The 20,320-nt window shown below is 40.3% G+C and carries 17 protein-coding genes, 3 tRNA genes and 1 rRNA gene; 6 read left to right on the top strand and 15 right to left on the bottom strand.

Annotated elements, in window-relative coordinates; all coding sequences use genetic code 11:
- The first annotated feature begins 28 nt into the window (after positions 1-28).
- Together WDB87_RS05445 and WDB87_RS05440 are read left to right on the top strand one after the other, a co-directional pair.
- Entirely contained in the window at positions 29-2,524 is a 2,496-nt protein-coding gene (locus tag WDB87_RS05445) for an alpha/beta hydrolase family protein (RefSeq protein WP_337849313.1), read from the top strand.
- A 176-nt stretch (positions 2,525-2,700) separates the two neighbouring features.
- The gene (locus WDB87_RS05440; RefSeq protein WP_286245801.1) at positions 2,701-3,405 is read left to right on the top strand and encodes a response regulator transcription factor; all 705 of its coding nucleotides are present in this window, start codon (positions 2,701-2,703) and stop codon (positions 3,403-3,405) included.
- A 98-nt stretch (positions 3,406-3,503) separates the two neighbouring features.
- Here WDB87_RS05440 and WDB87_RS05435 read toward each other — a convergent pair whose 3' ends face one another.
- The 7 genes from WDB87_RS05435 to nudE form a co-directional block, all read right to left on the bottom strand.
- On the bottom strand, positions 3,504-5,012 hold the full coding sequence (locus WDB87_RS05435; RefSeq protein WP_337849312.1) for a YifB family Mg chelatase-like AAA ATPase: 1,509 nt from the start codon (positions 5,010-5,012) through the stop codon (positions 3,504-3,506).
- Between the two features lie 33 nt (positions 5,013-5,045).
- Positions 5,046-5,660, bottom strand: a complete 615-nt coding sequence (locus tag WDB87_RS05430) for a trimeric intracellular cation channel family protein (RefSeq protein WP_337849311.1) — start codon at positions 5,658-5,660, stop codon at positions 5,046-5,048.
- Positions 5,661-6,012: 352 nt separating this feature from the next.
- Positions 6,013-6,089, bottom strand: a tRNA-Met gene (locus WDB87_RS05425).
- 68 nt (positions 6,090-6,157) lie between these two features.
- Positions 6,158-6,234: transfer RNA gene (locus tag WDB87_RS05420), tRNA-Met, on the bottom strand.
- A gap of 179 nt (positions 6,235-6,413) precedes the next feature.
- Positions 6,414-6,490: transfer RNA gene (locus WDB87_RS05415), tRNA-Met, on the bottom strand.
- 148 nt (positions 6,491-6,638) lie between these two features.
- Positions 6,639-7,430, bottom strand: coding sequence for a 3'(2'),5'-bisphosphate nucleotidase CysQ (cysQ, locus tag WDB87_RS05410; RefSeq protein ID WP_286245799.1), 792 nt, complete (start codon positions 7,428-7,430; stop codon positions 6,639-6,641).
- A complete protein-coding gene (nudE, locus tag WDB87_RS05405) occupies positions 7,423-7,995 on the bottom strand; it encodes an ADP compounds hydrolase NudE (protein WP_286247636.1) in 573 nt (190 codons plus the stop codon). The genes cysQ and nudE overlap by 8 nt, the downstream gene beginning before the upstream one ends.
- Before the next feature lie 62 nt (positions 7,996-8,057).
- Between nudE and yrfG the strand changes: the two genes are divergently transcribed.
- Entirely contained in the window at positions 8,058-8,705 is a 648-nt protein-coding gene (gene yrfG / locus WDB87_RS05400; protein WP_337849310.1) for a GMP/IMP nucleotidase, read from the top strand.
- On the opposite strand, the gene WDB87_RS05395 is transcribed toward yrfG, so the two are convergent.
- The 6 genes from WDB87_RS05395 to WDB87_RS05370 all read right to left on the bottom strand — a co-directional run bounded on the left by WDB87_RS05395 (position 8,702) and on the right by WDB87_RS05370 (position 13,114).
- Positions 8,702-9,265 carry a dCTP deaminase gene (locus WDB87_RS05395; protein ID WP_337849309.1) on the bottom strand — a complete coding sequence of 188 codons (564 nt, stop codon included), beginning with the start codon at positions 9,263-9,265 and terminating at the stop codon, positions 8,702-8,704. The genes yrfG and WDB87_RS05395 overlap by 4 nt on opposite strands.
- Positions 9,266-9,991, bottom strand: a complete 726-nt coding sequence (locus WDB87_RS05390; protein WP_337849308.1) for a hypothetical protein — start codon at positions 9,989-9,991, stop codon at positions 9,266-9,268. It abuts the gene before it with no gap.
- Positions 9,988-11,838, bottom strand: coding sequence for an NUDIX hydrolase (locus WDB87_RS05385; protein ID WP_337849307.1), 1,851 nt, complete (start codon positions 11,836-11,838; stop codon positions 9,988-9,990). Before WDB87_RS05385 ends, WDB87_RS05390 begins: the two co-directional genes overlap by 4 nt.
- A gap of 60 nt (positions 11,839-11,898) precedes the next feature.
- A complete protein-coding gene (dut, locus tag WDB87_RS05380; protein WP_337849306.1) occupies positions 11,899-12,354 on the bottom strand; it encodes a dUTP diphosphatase in 456 nt (151 codons plus the stop codon).
- Positions 12,355-12,406: 52 nt separating this feature from the next.
- On the bottom strand, positions 12,407-12,775 hold the full coding sequence (locus tag WDB87_RS05375; RefSeq protein WP_337849305.1) for a YacL family protein: 369 nt from the start codon (positions 12,773-12,775) through the stop codon (positions 12,407-12,409).
- Between the two features lie 114 nt (positions 12,776-12,889).
- Positions 12,890-13,114, bottom strand: a complete 225-nt coding sequence (locus WDB87_RS05370) for a hypothetical protein (RefSeq protein ID WP_004588664.1) — start codon at positions 13,112-13,114, stop codon at positions 12,890-12,892.
- Positions 13,115-13,416: 302 nt separating this feature from the next.
- Between WDB87_RS05370 and uvrD the strand changes: the two genes are divergently transcribed.
- Genes uvrD through WDB87_RS05355 form a run of 3 tightly spaced genes read left to right on the top strand, consistent with a single transcriptional unit; the run spans position 13,417 to position 18,527 of the window.
- Positions 13,417-15,582 (top strand): DNA helicase II, encoded by a 2,166-nt coding sequence (gene uvrD, locus WDB87_RS05365; RefSeq protein WP_337849304.1) that lies wholly within the window; start codon positions 13,417-13,419, stop codon positions 15,580-15,582.
- On the top strand, positions 15,560-17,620 hold the full coding sequence (locus tag WDB87_RS05360) for a GNAT family N-acetyltransferase (protein WP_337849303.1): 2,061 nt from the start codon (positions 15,560-15,562) through the stop codon (positions 17,618-17,620). Before uvrD ends, WDB87_RS05360 begins: the two co-directional genes overlap by 23 nt.
- Before the next feature lie 58 nt (positions 17,621-17,678).
- Positions 17,679-18,527: a chemotaxis protein gene (locus tag WDB87_RS05355; RefSeq protein ID WP_337849302.1), complete on the top strand. Its 849-nt coding sequence runs from the start codon at positions 17,679-17,681 to the stop codon at positions 18,525-18,527.
- A 212-nt stretch (positions 18,528-18,739) separates the two neighbouring features.
- On the opposite strand, the gene WDB87_RS05350 is transcribed toward WDB87_RS05355, so the two are convergent.
- Together WDB87_RS05350 and rrf are read right to left on the bottom strand one after the other, a co-directional pair.
- Positions 18,740-19,396: an NAD(P)H-dependent oxidoreductase gene (locus WDB87_RS05350; protein WP_337849301.1), complete on the bottom strand. Its 657-nt coding sequence runs from the start codon at positions 19,394-19,396 to the stop codon at positions 18,740-18,742.
- A gap of 686 nt (positions 19,397-20,082) precedes the next feature.
- Positions 20,083-20,197, bottom strand: a 5S ribosomal RNA gene (gene rrf / locus WDB87_RS05345).
- Positions 20,198-20,320: the final 123 nt, after the last annotated feature.

Below are 20,320 nucleotides of genomic sequence, written 5' to 3'. Positions count from 1 at the left end.
CAAATAACTATCAATAATAGGCACAAATATGAGAATTAGCTCACCTTGGACCACAAAAAATAAATTACTAAAACAGACTGCCAGGCTTTTTGTTCTGAGCAGTTTGAGTATGACCGCAATAGCAGCCCCGCTTGATAAATCAAATATTGAGTTTATTGGCCCCCTAGGCGAGAACATGCAAGTTAAGCCATTTCAAACGCCACACGGTCAAACCATTATTAATAACTTATTAGAGCCTCTGCAACGTAATTCGCAAAGCGTGTCTGTATTTGGTAAAAAGCACAGCTGGCAGCCGTTTCATAAAGTAAACGCGCTTACTTTAGGTGGCCTACAAGCGCTTAAGTTCAATATTGAAACAAGGCGCTTTAGCCAGGGTACATTAACCATAAAGGGAGTAGAAAACGCTCAGTTGTTTGTCGATGCTAAGCTTCAAAAAGGGGATAACCACACATACTCTTTATCGTTAACAAATGGCACTCATAAAGTGATTGTAGTAGCACAACAGGTTGCCAACTGGAACAACGTTTCCCTCGACTTTGAGCCCAAATCCGATACTGACAAAATTACAATTAATACTTCTACAACCGAGCGACTTTCAGCCGAGCAGCTTTTTGATGCACCTACCATTAGTGGGCTTTCTTTTGCGCCCGATGCTAAACAATATGTTACTAGTACACGCAGCTATTCAAACCAAACTGCTAACCAAGCAAACGTGGTAACTGAGCTTAAAAATAACCAAAACCAAACCTTGTATCGTTTTGAAGGCCAACAGCCAAGCAATATGGTGTGGAGCCCCAATAACCAATTTTTAGTTTATATGTTAGGCAACGAGCTAAAACAGCTAAACCGTAAAAACCTCAGCGTTAAAACATTAGCCACAGAACTTGAAGGCGCGAGCAACTTTAATTTTTATGATAGTAACAGCCTTATTTTTAGCTGGTCTAAAACACCTGAAGACAACAACAGCTTAACTAAGCACTACAAAGGCCTGCAAGATAGATGGTCATACGCACGCAACGTAAGTCAACTCTATATATTAGACACTCACAGTGGCTTAACCAAAGCACTGAGCCAAGGACCTATCTCACATAACTTTGAAGATGCAAACACAAATCGTGGCAAGGTTTTAATGAGCCGACAAGCGATGGTTATGCAAGCCACCACCCACCCAGAGACCGAACTGCTGGAGCTTGATTTAAAATCAAATAAAATAACCTCTTTTGGTAAATTTAAAACCTTTAATCATGCAAAGTACGCCAATAAAGATGTATACGTTGTTGCGGGCCCAGATTTTAAAAATGGTGCAGGCCGCGCCCTTCCAAAAGAGATGTTAGCTAATAATTACGACGGCCAATTATACTTACTTAGCGATAACGGTAAAAACGTAAAAGCGCTGAGTAAGCAGTTTGACCCCGCTATAGGTGAATTACATGTGCTTGATAACGGCGATGCGCTTATAAAAGTAACCGAGCAAGATACCCAACCTTTGTATTTATATGACTTAAGTAAACAGCGCTTTAAAAAACTTAATACAGGCCTAGATATCGTCGAGCAGTTTAGCTACTCGCACGAGAGAAACCCGCAAGTACTACTAAGCGGTACCACAGCATCTACGCCACAGCAGCTTAAACGCTTAAATATAAGTAAAAACAAAACAGATCTAATCTGGGATTCTAAGCCGCTTGCCTACGCTAATACGCAAATTCCGACCCTTGAAGAGTTTAATTTTACAAATAAAGACGGCGTAGAAATAACAGGACGTGTATACCTACCTACTAATTTAGATAAAACTAAAAAACACCCTGCGCTTGTCTATTACTACGGCGGCACTTCACCGGTTACTCGTGGCTTTACAGGTCGCTACCCATTTAACTTATGGGCAGAAAATGGCTATATTGTTTATGTATTACAGCCCACAGGAGCAACAGGGTTTGGGCAAAATTTCTCTGCACAGCACGTTAATGCCTGGGGTGACTATACCGCTAACGATATAATGCAAGGTACCCAAGCATTTTTGAAAAAGTACGATTTTGTTGATAGCAAAAAAGTAGGTAATTTAGGCGCCTCTTATGGTGGCTTTATGACCATGCTGCTGGCAACAAAAACCGACATGTTCAGTGCATCAATTGCGCATGCGGGTATTTCTAACTTAACCTCATATTGGGGCGAAGGTTGGTGGGGTTACTTATACTCAGGCGAAGCCTCTAAAAATAGCTTCCCGTGGAATAACGCTAAACTGTACAGCGATCATAGCCCTGTATTTCATGCCGATAAAGTAACGACTCCTTTGTTACTTTTACATGGCGATAGCGATACCAATGTACCTGTTGGTGAAAGCTTAACCATGTATACAGCTTTAAAACTACTAAACAAAGACGTAGAGCTTATTGAATACAAAGGCGCTAACCATCAAATTTTTGCTCGTGACAAACGCTTTGACTGGTGGAACACCATGCTTGCTTATTTTGATAAACACCTAAAAGGCGAACCACAATGGTGGGATGCTATGTACTCAGATAAGTAACACAGCGCTCAGCACATTTTTACTAAGTGTGCTGAGCTTCATGCTATCAACAGGTGCTTTGTATGACCCCTTTTATATTTGAAACATAAAGTTACCGAAAAGTTACAGACCCCCCTTCTCAGCATTAAACGATTGGTGCTACCATACAGAGCTATAAATATACAAAAATAAGTCCTATGGCAATTAACGTTTTATTGGTTGAAGACGACGAGCTACTCGTTAAGCGCATCCAAAATCACTTTACAGACACCGAATTTTCGATAGAAATAGACCCCACAGGTGCTGATGCCCTAAACATAGTTAGGCAACGCGTAAACCTGCGCAATGCTATTTCTCTTGCCATTATTGATATTGTATTACCCAAGCGTGATGGATTGCAGCTTGCCAAAGAGCTCAACACTTTGACCGATATTGGCGTCATTGTTTTATCCAGCCGTGACTCACAAGCAGATCGTATTGCAGGGCTTGCCCAAGGCGCTGATGATTATATTTGCAAGCCTGTCGACTTATTAGAGCTTGAGCTGCGCATGCGTGCGCTTTATAAACGTATTGCAATTAATCAAGATGATGACGAAAGCGAAGAATTTATAGAATACGCCGACTTTAAACTTCACCCCGACAATCGCACATTAATTACCTCATCGGGTATTGAGTCGCGCTTAACCGAAGCCGAGCACAAAGTGCTAATTTGTTTAATTAGCAACGCAGGCAAAGCCACCTCGCGTGAGAAAATATCAGAAGAAATAGGTCAGCCCGATTGGAGCCCAAATGACCGCACTGTGGATGTTTTAATTGGCCGTTTGCGTAAAAAGCTATACGATGAAAAAGACCAAAAGCGTATTGTAACCGTACGTGGCAAAGGCTATATGCTCTCAATTTAGCGCATTAAAATTTTAACATCGTAAAAATACACTGAGCTTAACAGCTTAAAATAATGAAACATTATTGCGGTTCGGTATTACTTCCAGCAGCGTTTAGTTTATTTAGTTAACTGCGCTAGTAACCGCTCAAAAGCACGATAATTTAGCGCCTCTTTTAGCTCTTCTAAACTAATATGCTCTGCACCTTTTAAATCACTAATTGTACGCGCCACTTTAATGACCCTATGGTAAGAGCGCGGTGATAACGACAACTTTTCGCTAGCGCGTGCTAAAAACTGCAACTCAGCAGGCGCAAGCTCACAGTGTATATTCATTTCTTTGTTATTTAGACGCGCGTTAACCTTACTTTGGCGTTTTAACTGAATATGGTATGCAGCTTCAACCCTCTGCCTAACTTGAGCACTGCTTTCTTCAGGCTGAGTACTTTGCAGCTCAACACTGGTTAAACGTGGCAGCTCAATTTGCAAATCGATACGATCGATAAACGGGCCTGACACGCGAGATAAATAACGCATAACTTGGTCAGGCGTTGCTCGCTTATCATTATGGCATCCAGTCGGACTTGGGTTGAGTGCAGCTATTAGCTGAAACTGCGCCGGAAACTCCATTTGCCTTGCAGCACGGGAGATAACCACAGAACCGGTTTCCATAGGCTCACGCAGAGAATCAAGTACCTTACGTTCGAATTCCGGAAGCTCGTCCAAAAACAATACCCCGTTATGCGCAAGTGAAATTTCACCCGGCTTAGGGTTTGAAGAACCACCGACTAAAGCAACGGCTGAGCAAGTGTGGTGCGGGTTTCGAAACGGCCGCTGGCGCCAATTATTTAAGTCAATAGATTGGCCAATAATAGAATACAGTGCAGCCGTTGATATTGCCTCATCGTCCGACATGGTTGGCATTATCGTTGCCATACGCTGCGCTAGCATAGATTTGCCCGTACCAGGCGGGCCTAAAAAAAGTAGGTTATGGCCTCCAGCTGCAGCTATTTCTAGCACTCGCTTAGCACCGGGTTGGCCTTTAACATCACTTAAATCGAGTAAAAAGTCGGGAGACTGGGCGCAATCAGGGTATTCAATATTTAAAGGCAGCGGCTGCTGATTTAATAAATCGCCCCACACTTCTTGCAGCGAATTAACCGCTTTACGTTTAACGCCGTTCACCAAACTTGCGAGGCTATCGTTGGTAAAAGGTAAAAAGCAGCAGCGGTCTTGTTCTTTTGCTGCAAGTACAGAGGGCAAAATGGCATTTACACCACGCACTTCGCCATTAAGGGCAAGCTCTCCGTAAAACTCATATTTATGTATATCAGGGCAAACAACCTGCCCAGAGGCCACTAAAATACCTACGGCAATAGCTAAGTCAAAGCGCCCTCCATCTTTAGGTAAATCGGCAGGGGCTAAATTTACGGTGATACGTTGATCGGGAAAACCAAATTGTGAGTTTTCTAGGGCGCTACGCACCCTATCTTTTGATTCTTTAACTGAGGCCTCAGGAAGCCCTACAATATGAAAAGCTGGCAAACCATTCCCAAGGTGTACCTCTACAATAACCTCGGGGGCGTTTATACCTACTTGGGCACGAGAATAAATGCGAGCTAGCGACATTCCTTATCCTAATTAATGGTTTAATTAATTAGTTTAGTCAGAATATTTAAAAACGTGTACTGTGATTTGCCATTTAATAGCTGCAATACGAAGCAATAAGGTGGTTAGCATTGCCATTACCATGGCAAGTTCGGTCGCTAACGTAAAGTGAATACCCAAAGTATAAACTACACCGCCTGCGATACAGGTAATTGCGTATAGCTCGCCTTTTAGCAGCATAGGAATTTCGCGGGCAAGCACATCTCGGAGCATGCCACCAAAGCAACCGGTAATTACACCCATAATAATTGCGGTCATATTTGGCATACCGGCTAGTAAGGCTTTTTGAGTACCCATAACCGCAAAAAATGCTAAACCAAATGCATCGGCAATTTGTAATGTGTAATGCGGAATCGACTTTTGCTTGTTAATAAGCCGAGTGGTAATAAATACCGCAGCTAAAATAGCATAAAAAAAGCTTTGGTCGTGTAACCAAAATACCGGAACATCCAGTATAAGATCGCGAACTGTACCGCCTCCAATGGCTGTCACCGCTGCTAATACCACCACACCAAAACCATCCATTTTCTTTTCGTGTGCAACCAATGTACCCGTAATAGCAAACACGGCAATGCCAATTAAATCAAACCAGTGGTAAAGCTCAGTCATGTTTAACAACCCAAAATTATTTGTGCCGTTTTAACACAAACTATACAAAGTTTTAAGTAATAACGCATTTTTAAGGAAGTTTGTAATATTTATAGCTATTGCTTGGGGGGTAAATCTAAAAGTGCTTTTTAAGGAAAGAAATATAATTTTAGGCATAAAAAAACACACATTAAGCGTGTCGTTTCATTTTATGTATTTCAGTGGCTGCGGGAGCATGATCTTATAAAAGGTGAGCCGACGACATTTGCTGGCTAATAAAGAGCTGAGACCGACGAGCTATTCATTTCACTGAATTTTAGGCATAAAAAAACACTCATATAGAGTGTCGATTCATTCTAACTTTTTATTTCAGTGGTTGCGGGAGCCGGATTTGAACCGACGACCTTCGGGTTATGAGCCCGACGAGCTACCAGGCTGCTCCATCCCGCGCCTGAAATATGCATACTTATTTAGCGTTGCTTACATTACAACGTGGCTTCCAACTCCATAAAGGAAATTGGTTGCGGGAGCCGGATTTGAACCGACGACCTTCGGGTTATGAGCCCGACGAGCTACCAGGCTGCTCCATCCCGCGCCTGTATGTTTATAGTCTAAGAGACGGATTGTAACCGACGACCTTCGACTTCAGGTTTAAGCAGTCCGGCGAATGATTTATCATTCTGCTCCATCCCGCGCCTGTATATTTTAAGTCTATCGACTACTTAATTTAGTCTCTTAAGCTAGAGTTTTACAGTAACCAAATTTTTTAAAAATTGGTTGCGGGAGCCGGATTTGAACCGACGACCTTCGGGTTATGAGCCCGACGAGCTACCAGGCTGCTCCATCCCGCGCCTGTAATTTCTTTGAAATAGTTTCGTGTTAATAACGAGCCTGTTTCGAAGAGAGCGCTATAATATAGGAATAAACTTATATTGCAAGGCTTTAACTAGTTAATTGCGTTCAACCGAACAAAAAGCAACCAACAGGCACTATAAATAGCTATCGCTGATGCGGGCTTATCATTTTTTGAAACTCCCAATCTGGGTGCCCCATTACAATAAAGTCAGGGTTTTCAGTGCTTTCACGCTGGTTATAAGTAAGCGGGTTAAACTCTGCATCGGTAATACATCCGCCCGCCTCTTCTACAATAACTTGTGATGCGCCGGTATCCCACTCGCCTGTAGGACCAATTCGTAAAAAGCAGTCGGCTTTACCTTCGGCAACTATACACGCCTTCAAAGAACACGAACCAACAGCAATAGTGGCAAACTGCGTATTTAAATACTGACTGACCGCTTCAATTTTTTGTCTACGGCTTACTGCCAGCGTTAGGTTATCGGGTGTTGCTACCGACATTTTTGTGTCGCTACCATTTTCTCGTTTAAATGCACCCTGGTTAGCGGTAGCAAAGTAAGTAATGTCTTTTGCTGGCCAATGAATCACACCTAAAACAGGGTGGTTATTTTCAATAAGCGCAATATTAACGGCAAAATCACCACTTTCTAAAATAAACTCGCCGGTGCCATCCATCGGATCTAATAGCCAATAGCGTTGCCAGTTTTGTCTGTCAGCAAGTGCCGGAATAGGCGTTTCTTCCGACATGATAGGAATGTCGGGCGCAAGCGCTTTTAAACCAGCAACAAGCACATCATTAGACGCTAAGTCTGCTTTTGTAACAGGCGTAGAGTCTGACTTTTCTTGCTGGCCAATATCGTCTTTTTTATAAATAGCCATAATGGCATCGCCTGCACTTTGTGCAAGTTCAATACAAGGCTCTAATAATTTATTCATTTGCAGCTCCAGACGCTAAATACTTATTTAATAATAGCAAAGCGGCAACACTGCGAGCTTCGGTAAAATCGTCTTGCTCTAATAATGACTGCCAATCTGTTAATGGCCACTTAACAACCACTAAAGGTTCGGGCTCATCACCTTCTAACGTTTGCGGATATAGTTGCTTAGCAAATAAAATATGCATGGTCGCGTTAAAGTAACTTGGTGCCATTGATACTACTTTTAACGGCTCAAAAAATTCAGCACCAAAGCCCACTTCTTCTTTGAGCTCTCTGTTTGCAGCTTGTTGTGGCGTTTCGCCTGGGTCTATCAAGCCTTTAGGAAAGCCTAATTGGTAGTTGTTTGTGCCCGCGCAATACTCTCGTACCAGTAGCATTTCGTTATCTGCAGTTATTGGTACAATCATTACAGCCCCGCGGCCACCGCCACGTATGCGCTCATACTGGCGCTCTTCGTCATTAGAAAACTTAAGCTCTAACGATTCAACAGTAAATAAACGGCTTTTAGCAACTACATTGTTACTAATAATTTGAGGCGGAGTTGGGTGCTTTTTCTGTGTCATTGGCGTTATTTTGCTATCATGGCAGTTGTGCTTAATCATAAACTTTTCACAAGGAAAAGCCCATGCTAAATTGGTCAAAAATCGATACCGTTTTACTCGATATGGACGGAACATTACTCGATTTACATTTCGATAGTCACTTTTGGCTTAACGTGGTACCAGAGCAACTTGCGCTCACTCGCAATATTACCCTTGATGAAGCAAAAGCCGAAATGCACAAGCGCTATCAAGCGGTAAGTGGTCAAATACAGTGGTATTGCTTAGATTATTGGCAAGAGCAACTCAATTTGCCAATAATGGAATTAAAACGCCAAACCCAGCACTTAATAAAAGTACGCGAAGATGTGCCCCACTTTTTAACTGAGTTAAAAAAAGCAGGTAAAGAGCTAATCCTGTTAACTAACGCCCACCCAGAAAACGTCATGCTTAAATTTGAACATACCGCGATAGATAATTATTTAGATGGCGTGGTGTCGACTCATCAATACGGAGTGAGTAAAGAGCAGCAAAGTTTGTGGCATCAAGTACAAAAAGATTTAGGATTTAATAAGCAGCGCACTTTGTTTGTTGATGACAGTGTGCCAGTTTTAAATGCTGCCCGAGAATACGGCATTGAGCATTTACTTGCGGTTGCTAACCCAGATAGCCAACAACCACATAATGTAATAGCCGATTACTTAAACGTAACCGACTACCGTAAGATTATTTAACCTTTCGCTGGCTTTGTACTAAAGTCAGCTGCCTTTGCCTCTTTATGCCCACTGTATATTCCATTATATGAACTTTTAACATCCAAGTCAGTTTGCATAAAGCGTATATGGCAAAAATTCACTCTAGAATATATACGGATATCATTACAAGATTCATTTTTTATCTCAAAGGTTATAGAAGACGGGTTATTGTGGCCAAATGTAGGTGCAACATAATTAGCGCTGAAGTTAATGCTCAAACCCACTCTAGCGTAACAGGATAGTTGGCTTAGCTCCCCGCACAAAGAGTTTGGTAAACTCAAAGACTCAACAGAAGCTCCCAATATAAAATCACCTGGTTTTAATACATATCCTTCAATTGGAATTTGTATAGCTTTAAAAAAAGATTTCGTATCTGTAGATTTAGTATCAATTTCTCTATCGTGCTGTTCCATTAAAAGTATGTGGTCACTTAGCCTCAGTAAATAGCTCGCAGGTCTGAATGAGCTTTCTTTAAAACCCTCAATAACAAGCTTACCTTCAATTAGGTGTCTTTTTATACTTTCGGAACTTAATACCATTTAATACACCATTGTTACTAATTTTGAGTTACTGCCAGGAAAAGAGCTCGTACTGATTTCTTTAATAATTTCAGGTGGAATAATATAAGTTTCGTTAGAATTAGATTTGAGTATAGAACATGCCTGATAATCAAGCACATAATGCTTATTTTGCTTCTCATATAAAGTAAGAGCTTTAAGCTCTATATCATCTAATGACCAGCGATTTATGATTGTTGGTTTATCAAAACCAACATGATATTGAGGGGCGCCTTTTTTTACATATAACAGAAGGTCTGCTTTAGTTAAAAAAGCAGCTTCTGCAGCAAGTGAATCACTACTAATACAACCTGAATCAGGCTTAATAAAAAAACATCTAGCATCCGTTGTAGATAAGTATTTTTCTATTTGATTGACAGGTACTTCATTTGAATAAACGTTTATAGAAAATGAGTTTAAATATGATATTGCGATACCATTTAATATCGAAATTATGCCTTTCCCAACTTCATCTACATAACTATCCATGGCTAGGTTTTTAACTAAATCAGTAAAAAGAAAAGCTCCTATGCCACCGCAAACAAATATGAACTTTGTTGATGGGTTGTTTGTAATAATAACTGGTAAATCTTTGAATACATCAGGAGCGATATGCATATTTCTATACCCCCACCATGGCACATCAATTTCGGTACTAGCCTCAGAAATAGCACCGCCTCCGGTTAGTCTTATAACAACGGTTTTCATTTCAACCAACCCATGGCATTAAAAATCTTGCAAGCACCATCAGTTAATTCTTCTTTTATTGTTTGAAGTTCATTCAAAGAAACCCACTTAATACTTTTAACTTCGGCACCAAGCTTTAAACTATTCTCATCTATGATTTCATAAGAATTAAAAACATGCCAATCATGGATCTCACCACCATGACCACATTTGTCTGTTAAGTCATCAATATGACAAATATAACTTAAGCTATTTATGCTCAGCCCAATCTCTTCATTGACCTCTCTCTCCACAGCATCAGCGAGCGTATTATCTTGATACTCTACATGTCCTGCAACAAGGCTATACTTTCCTTCATAAAATTCTTTAGCTTTTTCAATTAGAAGGATTTTATTATCATTCGTAAAAATAGCAGCGACTGTTATATGTTTAATTTTATTGTTTATTTCTAATTCCCTGATGCCGCTACCCGTTAATTGTTTAAAGTTTTCTTCTGCACAAAGCTCTTCATTTGTAAAATTACTCAAATTAGTTATCGCTTTATAAGCAATACCTATTCTATTTTGTAAAAATTTTAGTCTAGCACGTGCTTCTTGATCACCACTAAATGCATGAATATCTGTTGCATAATTAGATAAATCATCTGTTTTTATGCCCCTTGATATTAGCCATTCAGCTAACTCTAATAATGCCTGCTTTTCTGCCTGTTCTATTGGCTGGTTCAATAATTCAATGCATTGAACTTCATTACCACCTTTAAAGTTTTTAACAGCATCACTTAGAGTATGTATCACTTCTGAATCAGTGCTCGCAATACGGAATCGATATAAATTATTAGCAAACTTTAATGGACCAGGTTGTAATTCAACAAACTTATTTTCTATTAAACGAACTTTACAACCGGGATAGCTTTTTTTATATAAATAAACAGACGTTTTACAATAGCTTTCTTGATTATCTTTAATGTCTTTAAAAGAGCGCAACACCCTAAATACACGGCGGATAATATCCATCTCTACATGTGCTTTTTTATTACTAGCTTTTACAAACTGATCTGGCAATGCACCAACAGGGACTTCATATTCTTTCATTAATTCCAAGATTGCTAAGTCTGTTTTAACATTTGGACTGCAAATATAGAAATCTATATCTACTTTAGTAGTGCTTGTTTGATAAGCTTTTAAATCTTTTAAAATATCGTGAGATAATTGCGAAGTGGTTGAGAAAATTGATATTTTTATTTCGCCCCCTTCACCGCATAGCTCTCTAACCTTATTAGTGAAGAGGTTATTATCAGTATTTTCATTACTTAAACCGCTATCCACTATGAGTTGTTCTTCAAACTTGGAAAGTAAACTATCTAAATCAGCTGGCTTAATAATTCGTGACAGGGACTCTTTAAGAATTAGCCTTTTATAAAACGACTCTTGTAGAGCTTTAGTAAAAAGTTCCTTAAAATCCTCTGAAGTAAGGTAGCTACAATCTATAAAATTTTGATTGTCATTAACAAGTAGAATAAATATGGCGGCTTCGAAACTTGAAAGCTTTTGAATTACAGTTTTATCTATTTTTTTATTAAAGGAAGATAGAGGAAAAACAAACTCCTCTTTTAACCAGAAGGCATAATCAGCCAATGAGTCATAATTAATAGATTCTTTTATTATTTTTCTTTTTTTAAATACATAAAATAACCTTTTCAGGCCAAGGAATGTAAGATCGAGATCATTTTTTCCCATAAAAAAATACACTTCAACAATTATAAGACTTGCAATACCTCCTAAAGCTCCAATAGCAATATTTTTATTGAGAATATAAAGTATTAACAAAATTAAGAGTGCTGAAATTACGGCAATAATATGTCGAATCATTTAGTAAATCCTTTTAACTAAGTTGCTATGTGGCGTGAATATACACGCCACCTAAGAAGTTTACTTCACGCCAGTATGACCAAAGCCACCAGTTCCACGATCTGTTGCTTCAAACTCATCGACAAGTACAAAATCAGCTTTAAGTACTGGTATAAACATCAATTGAGCAATTCTATCACCAGAGTTTATTGAGAATTCATCATTACCTCTATTCCATACTGAAATGAATAACTCGCCTTGGTAATCTGAATCGATTAATCCGACTAAATTACCCAGTACAATCCCATGTTTATGACCTAAACCTGAGCGAGGCAAAATAGTAGCAGCCATTCCAGTATCCTGCATATTTAAAGCAATACCAGTAGGAATTAATTTCGTCTCACCCGGTAAAACTTGTAATATGTCATCAATACAGGCCCTAAGATCTATAGCAGCAGAGCCATCTGTAGCATACTCAGGTATAGGAATTTCAGTACCAACTTTAGGATTGACAATTTTTAATTCAACTTTTTTCATTTTAAACTTTCTACTCTAAATAAATTTATAAAAATAATACAGATAATATAACTTAACGACCAGCCGAAAACTCATGCCATGAGTTGATCAAGTCAACAAAGTCTTCAAAGCCACAGCCACTGCTTAAGCCATTTTCTTCAAGCATTAAGTCATCATCTTGATAGGCGACTAAATCTTCGCTGTCTTGGTGTAGAGCATGCGCTTCAAATAAGGCTTCGTCTTTAGAGAGTATTAAGTCTATCTCTTGGCCTTTTAACGTTATTGGCTCGTAGCTTGTCTTTACCGAGCTAATAAGTGCTTGTACCATCGCGACTTTTTCTTTGCCAATTTCTTCGTTTAACCAGCGGCCAATTAGGGCATGCTCGCTGCTTATTTTAATGCGCAGCCCGCTAATAGGGTCACGTATAAATTGATATTCCATAATTTTTACTTTTAAAACGCTAATGCACTAATTATACCCATAAATAACGTTAAACTGTGCCCCTAAAACGCAAAATAGCGCCCATTGGCGCTATTTAAGTAGGCAACATAGAGGCTAACTTCGCGATCTAAAACGTGCAGCATCTATAATCGACCATAAGTAAATAATAGGCACAAGTACAAAGCCTACCAATACATAAATAAGTGCGTAACTAATTATAATAGCTAGCGCAAAAAAGATAGCGGCTAAAATTCGCCCTTGTACTAATTGCCCTAAACCAGGAAAAAATATATTACACAATGCAGCAATTACATTACCGCCAGAACCTTGATCTGCCATACTCACCTCTGTAGTTAATTAATTTTAAATTTTAGTTATTTACTTACTATCACACTTTATGCCAATTTATTAAAGCTTAAAAATCAGTTAGTTAAATTAGTACTAAATAACTGTTTTAGTATTTTTTACTAAATATAGGTCAATTTGATTATTTTTATTATTAATTTTAGTCACTTATAAACTAGCCAACTGATTGGTTTTAGAGGCAATTTTATAATAGCTGTTCATAAAAACAGTATTTTATTTAGCCTAACAAAAACACCTGTTATACTGCCCTCATTATTGATTGAAAAGGCGTAACGATGGACGTTTCTGAATTACTCGATGGCTTAAATGACAAACAACGCGATGCCGTTGCAGCCCCACTACAAAACATGCTGGTATTAGCAGGTGCTGGTTCGGGTAAAACACGTGTTTTAGTTCATCGTATCGCGTGGTTAATGCAGGTTGAGCAAGCCTCTGCTTATAGTATTTTTGCGGTTACCTTTACTAATAAAGCTGCTAAAGAAATGCGCACTCGTGTTGAAGAAACTCTAAAAGCTCCCGTGGGAGGCATGTGGATTGGTACATTCCATGGTTTATCACACCGTATTTTGCGCGCTCATCACCGTGAAGCAAACCTACCAGAAGCCTTTCAAATTTTAGACTCTGACGATCAGCTAAGAATGATCAAGCGCTTATTAAAATCAATGAATATTGATGATAAAAAGTGGCCCGCCAAGCAATTTGGCTGGTACATCAGCGCTAAAAAAGATGAAGCCCTGCGCCCTAAAGATATTCAAGCCTACGATATAAATGAGCAAATGATGCTGCGTGTATATGCCGCCTATCAAGAGGCGTGTGACCGTGCAGGTTTAGTTGATTTTGCAGAAATACTGTTACGTAGCTACGAAGTTCTTAAAAATAACTCTACGCTACTTCGCCATTACCAGCAGCGCTTTGCCCACATGCTGGTAGACGAGTTCCAAGATACCAATACCATTCAATACGCATGGTTAAAGCTACTTGCTGGTGATACACAAAGCATTATGATTGTAGGCGACGATGACCAAAGTATTTACGGTTGGCGCGGCGCTAAAATAGAAAACATTAAACGCTTTTTAACTGACTTTGACGCCGAAACTATTCGTCTTGAGCAAAACTACCGCTCAACCGCAACCATTCTAAAAGCATCTAATGCGCTAATTAAAAACAACTCAGAGCGCATGGGTAAAAGCTTATGGACCGATGGTAACGAAGGCGAGCCTATATCAATTTATGCCGCCTTTAACGAGTTAGACGAAGCCCGCTTTGTAAGCAGTAAGCTACGCAGCTGGTTAAATGCCGGCAATGCGTTGCAAGACGCCGCTATTTTATACCGTAGTAACGCGCAATCTCGTGTACTTGAGGAAGCAATGCTACAAGAAGGCTTAAAATACCGCATTTACGGTGGTATGCGATTCTTCGAGCGCCAAGAAATTAAAGACGCGCTCTCGTACTTACGCTTAGTAGGTAATCGCCAAGACGACGCTGCATTTGAGCGTGTTATTAACACCCCTGCGCGTGGTATTGGTGATAAAACACTTAGCCATATACGCGACTGTGCGCGTGCTGAGTCGCTGCCTCTTTGGTACGCAGCCAAAGCAATTGTTGAACAACAACACTTATCTGGCCGTGCGGCAAGCGCTGTAACAAAGTTTGTAGAATTGGTAGAGCACATAGAAGATAAAATTAGCGACCTTACACTGCAAGAGCAAGCCAAATACACTATTCAAACCTCTGGTTTAATGGCCATGTATCAAGCTGAAAAAGGCGAAAAAGGCCGCGCTCGCGTAGAAAACTTAGAAGAGCTTATCAGTGCCTGCGATCAGTACGAGCTCCCCGAAGAAGAAGAGTTTAGCTCACCACTGCAAGGCTTTTTAGCCTACACCTCACTTGAGTCAGGCGAAGGCCAAGCCGATGAGCATGAAGACGCAGTACAAATGATGACTCTTCACTCAGCTAAGGGCTTAGAGTTTCCGCTTGTGTTTATGGTGGGCGTTGAAGAAGGCATGTTCCCATCACAGCAAAGTAATGAAGAATCGGGGCGCTTAGAGGAAGAACGCCGCCTTTGTTATGTGGGTATGACCCGTGCCATGGACAAACTTTACATAAGCCATGCCGAAAGCCGCCGTTTATACGGACAAGAAAAGTACCACAGCCCATCGCGGTTTTTACGCGAAATACCTGAAGATTGCGTAGAAGAAATTCGCATTAAAACCCAGGTATCACGCCCGCCTGCTGCGGGGCGTTTTAGTGCCTCAGTAAGCCATGCTGTATTCGAAGAAAGTGGTTTTAACTTAGGCCAACGTGTACTACACGCTAAATTTGGTATAGGCACCGTGCTTAATTACGAAGGCAGCGGCGCACAATCGCGTGTGCAAGTAAACTTTGACGACCTTGGCAGCAAATGGTTAGTAACCGCATATGCACGACTTCAAGCTGTATAAGCACTGTGTTGAGCAATTAACGCAGCAACTAACTGACGCAAAGCATCGTCAGTTAGTGCTTATCACAGGCCAACCCACTTGGTGCTATGAGCTATTAAACGCGTTAACACGTTCGGATGATGTAAAACTACTTTCAAGCAGCCTTGCCAATGCAAGTTGGCCTGAGCATACTCATCAACTACTTGGGCAAGAGTTTCCTCATGCCGTGTATGATGGCTTTAGTGGCATTTACCCCGATAAACTCGCCGCATTAGCCGGCACCGTAAAAGCCGGCGGGCTTTTATTTTTATTACTGCCTGATTTACAACGTTTAGCCTCATGGCAAGACCCTGCGCTGCAAAACGTGCAGTCTTATGGGTGTAGTAATCAGCAAAGCTATTTTAATTTACGTTTTTCTCGCCTTTTACAAACGCTACCTGCCATACACTTTGATGAACACACTGACTTTAAACAGCCGCCGCTCAAAAGCAGTGTAACAAATAAAATTGAGTATCAGGCGCAGCAGCAATGCGTTGAGCAAATAATTAAGGTGGCCACAGGGCGTGCGAACAGGCCTTTAATTATTAATGCCGACAGAGGGCGAGGAAAATCAGCCGCGCTAGGTCTTGCAGCCGCAGCATTACATGATAAAAAAATCATTGTATGCGCAACACAATTTAGAGCCACCCATAGCTGTTTTAAGCATTTAGCTAAAACCTTGCAGGTTGAATACAAGGCTCAGCAAAAACATTTAGCTAATTTACGGTACATGGCGCCCGACGCACTGCTTAATCAGTTGCCGCAATGTGATTTATTACTGGTCGATGAAGCCGCCGCAATCCCTGTTCCCCTATTATTAGCCATGCTAAAGCACTACCCGCGTATAGTCTTTGCAAGCACCTTGGTAGGTTATGAGGGTAATGGCCGAGGCTATACCATTCGCTTTACTCAACATATTAAAGCAAATTACAAAGCGGCAAAAATTGTAAACTTAGAAGAGCCTTTACGTTTTGCCAAGGGCGACCCTCTTGAGCAGCATGTACGCACACTCTTTGCTTTAGATGCACAATATAACGAATACCCGCCCGCTTTAAATAGCATTGAGCATGTTGAGGTCACCCAACAGCAACTCGTTGACAATGAGCCTTTACTGCAGCAAATAGTTGCACTGCTGGCACTTGCCCATTACCAAAGCAGTGTTAACGATTTACGCCAATTACTTGATGCCCCAGCGCAAAGGCTGTTTATTAGCAGATGCAACATGCATGTTGTGGGTGTATGTTTAATAGCAATTGAAGGCGGTATGGATGCAGAGCTAGCTAAGCAAGTAATCAGTGGTGAGCGGCGCCCACAAGGGCATTTAATGGCGCAATCGCTCGCGCAATTAAGCGCACAGCCAAGCTATTTAACAAAACAAAGCGCACGCGTTATTCGTATAGCTGTTGCACCTAATCTGCACCAACAAGGCGTAGGTAAAGCATTGCTAGCGCATTGCCAGCATCAGCTAACACCCACCTGTAGTTATATAGGTGCAAGTTTTGGGGCTACAGCAGGGCTTTTACGTTTTTGGCAATCTCAGGACTTTAGTGCTGTAAAGCTAGGTTATCAGCGAGATAAAAGCACCGGTGAGCACTCAGCCCTTGTTGTTAAAGCATTAAGCACATCCACGCAGGGCTTACATACCTTAGCTCAGCAATTTAAAAGTGATTTGTTTTATGGTTTATTAACGCACTTTAGCCAACTCGACAGTGAGTTAGTCAGTGAGCTAATAAGTAAATTTATCGATGAATCTAGCGTGCCCAACCCACTTATAAACACTACAATTAGTACAATAAATCGCTTTAATACCGCGCCAAAACTATGGTATTTATTTAACCACTCACCGTCCTGCCTAATGGCAACTAAAAGTGAAGATCGCCACTTGCTGATACAAATGGTATTACAAAACCACAGTAACGAGCAGCTAATTAAGCAACATCGCTTAAGTGGAAAAAAAGCATTAGAGCAGCAATTTAAACTCGCAGTTAAATCACTAATTAAAAAACTACACAACCTTTAAGCTATTTATCTATTTTGTTCTATCCTTAAAGCATTACAAGGCAATTAAAGATAAAGGTATGGAATTCATAAACTTTCAAGTGGGCTGTAAAACCATTTCACTTAAAATTCTCGATATTTTACTCACCGAGCGATTTGATAATAACCTCACTACATTGCCAAATAATAATAAGAGCTTTATTGGTGTAAAAGACTACATGGAGACACCCACGCCGGTGTTCGACCTAGGTATTATTTTAAATGGTAGTTCTACAGAGCAGAGAAATAAAAAAGCACTCAATGAGCTAAGAACCTGGCAAGCCTCGCTTAATGATTGGTTTAGCCAATTTGAAAAAAGTCTCGCGCAACAGAGCCACGTAATAACAAACGATAAAACTCAGCTACACAACATCGCCGTATTTTATAAAGAGTTTAAAACCGACAACAGTGACCTAAAATCTATCATAGAAAAACTTGATGAGCCTTTTCAAGCGCTAGTTACAGCAACAGATCACGCAGTTAGTGCACATAACGAGCAAGACTATAAACAGGCCAGTAAATATTTAGCGAGTATAAAGCGCAACAGCTTTATGCAATTACAACGGTTATTTGATGCGGCAAAAGAGCAAATAACACTCGATTATAAACCTATTATTGTTTTTACTACCAAAGATGGGCTCAACCCACATATCGGATTACTAGTAGATAAAGTAGAGGACAATATAGATTATAAAAAAGAAGACATTAAGCCACTCGATAAATTAACCGAAGTAGGCTTTGATATAGACCCGCAAACCAAAAGCATGATGCGAGGGCTAATAAAGTTAGCCGAAAAACACAGTGTTTTAATAGACCCTAGCGCAATATTTAGACCTGATCATTTAGCACAACAGGAAGACGAAGAAACACAAGCGTATGGTTTATTTTAAAAATAAAAAAGCCGAGAAGGCTCTCGGCTAATTAACTTATAGCAACACGTTATACCAATTCGCATAATTAAGTGATCTATTTTGAGGATGGAAAAATGTGTTGATAGCTAGACAAAAAATTCGCTATTTAGTTGTTCTAAATAAGAATTTTTTAACGAAGATAGCGACACGTTTAGCCCCTCAAAATGATTAAGTATTATCGCGGATTGGTATTATACAGTAGCTATAATATCTTCAACTGGTAAACGCGCTTTAGGTTTGCCAAAGTTCCAATCTTCTTCTTCAACTGGGTAACCCATTGCAAGTGCCACTTCACAAATATGACCATCAAGCTCTTCGCTAAACTTCTCACTGATTAACTCTGGATCAACACCTTCCATAGGCGTAGATGCAATATTTAAACGCGCCAGTGTATGCATAATGTTACCTAGTGCTAGGTAAACTTGTGCTTTAGTCCAGCTGCCATTGTAGCCATTTTCATCCGTATTCATTTCAGCAAAAGCATAGGCCCCCATAAAACTCTCACGTAATTCTGCAGGCAAATGACCAGAGCTAACCTCAACGTCTACACGTTTAGAAAATTTATCCTTAGTAAACTTAGGATCATATGCAAGTAAAAGTGTATGAGATGCTTCTTTAGCGTGTAATTGATTAAACTGGTGCTTGTTAGCAAATGTATCGTGCAAACGCTGCTTAGCTTCATCACTTTCTACCAATACAAACTTCCAAGGTTGAGAGTTGATTGAAGAAGCAGACAAGCGAATAGCTTCTTTAATTACATCAAGATCCGCCGAAGAAATACGTTTGCTCGTATCGTATTTTTTAGCCGTGTAACGGTTATGTAAGTCTTTAATAATTTGATGAGACATGCTCTTCTCCCCTTTGGTAAGGTATGTAAATACAAGATGGGGCAAGTTTATAGGGTTTGCTATCAATTGATAATTAGCAAAATACTTAAAAGACTTTCTAAAAAAATTTGATAATAGCTCAAGCCCACATCCATTTGGAATAGCGGTGTTATTGTTGCGGGATCTGTCGTTACTAAAAATGTAGAGACAAATAAAGTTATTGCGGGTAATCCTGCTCGTGAGATAAGAGGACTATATTTACCATACAAAGATGTGCGCCGAGCCTTACCCGTGGGTTTCGTGATACTCAACCCACGCTACGAAGTACAGGTTGACGCTGTGCAGCTGATAGCTGACGGCTGATAGCTAATATTTTCACTTTCTTACAGACGCAAAAAAGCCGCTTCATTTCTGAAGCGGCTTTCTCGTATTTGGAGTCGGTGCGCTACGCAGTAGAATGTCGTGGTGCCCACAGCGGTAGTGAGCCACATAGCAAAGTACTCTTAATGTTTTTTAATGGGATTCACTGGGCACTGAGGTGGTCGTCGCGTTCTTTTACCCGCGGGTTTCGTGATACTCAACCCACGCTACGAAGTACAGGTTGACGCTGTGCAGCTGATAACTGATGGCTGACAACTAATATTTTCACTTTCTTACAGACAGCAAAAAACCCGTCACATCGCTGTAACGGGTTTCTCTTATTTGGAGCCTGGCAATGTCCTACTTTCACATAGCAAATGCTACACTATCATCGGCGCTGTTTCGTTTCACTACTGAGTTCGGCATGGGGTCAGGTGGGTCCAAAACGCTATGGTTACCAAGCAAATTAGGTGTTAGTCCGTATTTCTACGTACTAACTAAATCTGGAAAATTTCTGATAATATCTTTTAAGTTTCTTCGTTGCTATCTACTTTAGCTATTAACTTCTGTCGCTTGTTTCTGTCA

It is taken from the genome of Pseudoalteromonas sp. C12FD-1 (assembly GCF_037414265.1).
In the GTDB taxonomy this organism is placed as follows: Bacteria; Pseudomonadota; Gammaproteobacteria; order Enterobacterales; family Alteromonadaceae; genus Pseudoalteromonas.
The sequence above is the reverse complement of the archived record's forward strand: the minus strand, read 5'-3'. Positions and strand labels throughout refer to the sequence as shown.

What these genes read in the sequence shown, in the direction of transcription:
- WDB87_RS05435 (WP_337849312.1), bottom strand. Translation starts at nt 5,012, where the DNA reads ATGTCGCTAGCTCGCATTTATTCTCGTGCCCAAGTAGGTATAAACGCC.
- WDB87_RS05430 (WP_337849311.1), bottom strand. Translation starts at nt 5,660, where the DNA reads ATGACTGAGCTTTACCACTGGTTTGATTTAATTGGCATTGCCGTGTTT.
- WDB87_RS05440 (WP_286245801.1), top strand. Translation starts at nt 2,701, where the DNA reads ATGGCAATTAACGTTTTATTGGTTGAAGACGACGAGCTACTCGTTAAG.
- WDB87_RS05370 (WP_004588664.1), bottom strand. Translation starts at nt 13,114, where the DNA reads ATGGCAGATCAAGGTTCTGGCGGTAATGTAATTGCTGCATTGTGTAAT.
- WDB87_RS05350 (WP_337849301.1), bottom strand. Translation starts at nt 19,396, where the DNA reads ATGTCTCATCAAATTATTAAAGACTTACATAACCGTTACACGGCTAAA.
- nudE (WP_286247636.1), bottom strand. Translation starts at nt 7,995, where the DNA reads ATGACACAGAAAAAGCACCCAACTCCGCCTCAAATTATTAGTAACAAT.
- WDB87_RS05355 (WP_337849302.1), top strand. Translation starts at nt 17,679, where the DNA reads ATGGAATTCATAAACTTTCAAGTGGGCTGTAAAACCATTTCACTTAAA.
- yrfG (WP_337849310.1), top strand. Translation starts at nt 8,058, where the DNA reads ATGCTAAATTGGTCAAAAATCGATACCGTTTTACTCGATATGGACGGA.
- WDB87_RS05395 (WP_337849309.1), bottom strand. Translation starts at nt 9,265, where the DNA reads ATGGTATTAAGTTCCGAAAGTATAAAAAGACACCTAATTGAAGGTAAG.
- cysQ (WP_286245799.1), bottom strand. Translation starts at nt 7,430, where the DNA reads ATGAATAAATTATTAGAGCCTTGTATTGAACTTGCACAAAGTGCAGGC.
- uvrD (WP_337849304.1), top strand. Translation starts at nt 13,417, where the DNA reads ATGGACGTTTCTGAATTACTCGATGGCTTAAATGACAAACAACGCGAT.
- WDB87_RS05390 (WP_337849308.1), bottom strand. Translation starts at nt 9,991, where the DNA reads ATGAAAACCGTTGTTATAAGACTAACCGGAGGCGGTGCTATTTCTGAG.
- WDB87_RS05385 (WP_337849307.1), bottom strand. Translation starts at nt 11,838, where the DNA reads ATGATTCGACATATTATTGCCGTAATTTCAGCACTCTTAATTTTGTTA.
- dut (WP_337849306.1), bottom strand. Translation starts at nt 12,354, where the DNA reads ATGAAAAAAGTTGAATTAAAAATTGTCAATCCTAAAGTTGGTACTGAA.
- WDB87_RS05360 (WP_337849303.1), top strand. Translation starts at nt 15,560, where the DNA reads ATGCACGACTTCAAGCTGTATAAGCACTGTGTTGAGCAATTAACGCAG.
- WDB87_RS05375 (WP_337849305.1), bottom strand. Translation starts at nt 12,775, where the DNA reads ATGGAATATCAATTTATACGTGACCCTATTAGCGGGCTGCGCATTAAA.
- WDB87_RS05445 (WP_337849313.1), top strand. Translation starts at nt 29, where the DNA reads ATGAGAATTAGCTCACCTTGGACCACAAAAAATAAATTACTAAAACAG.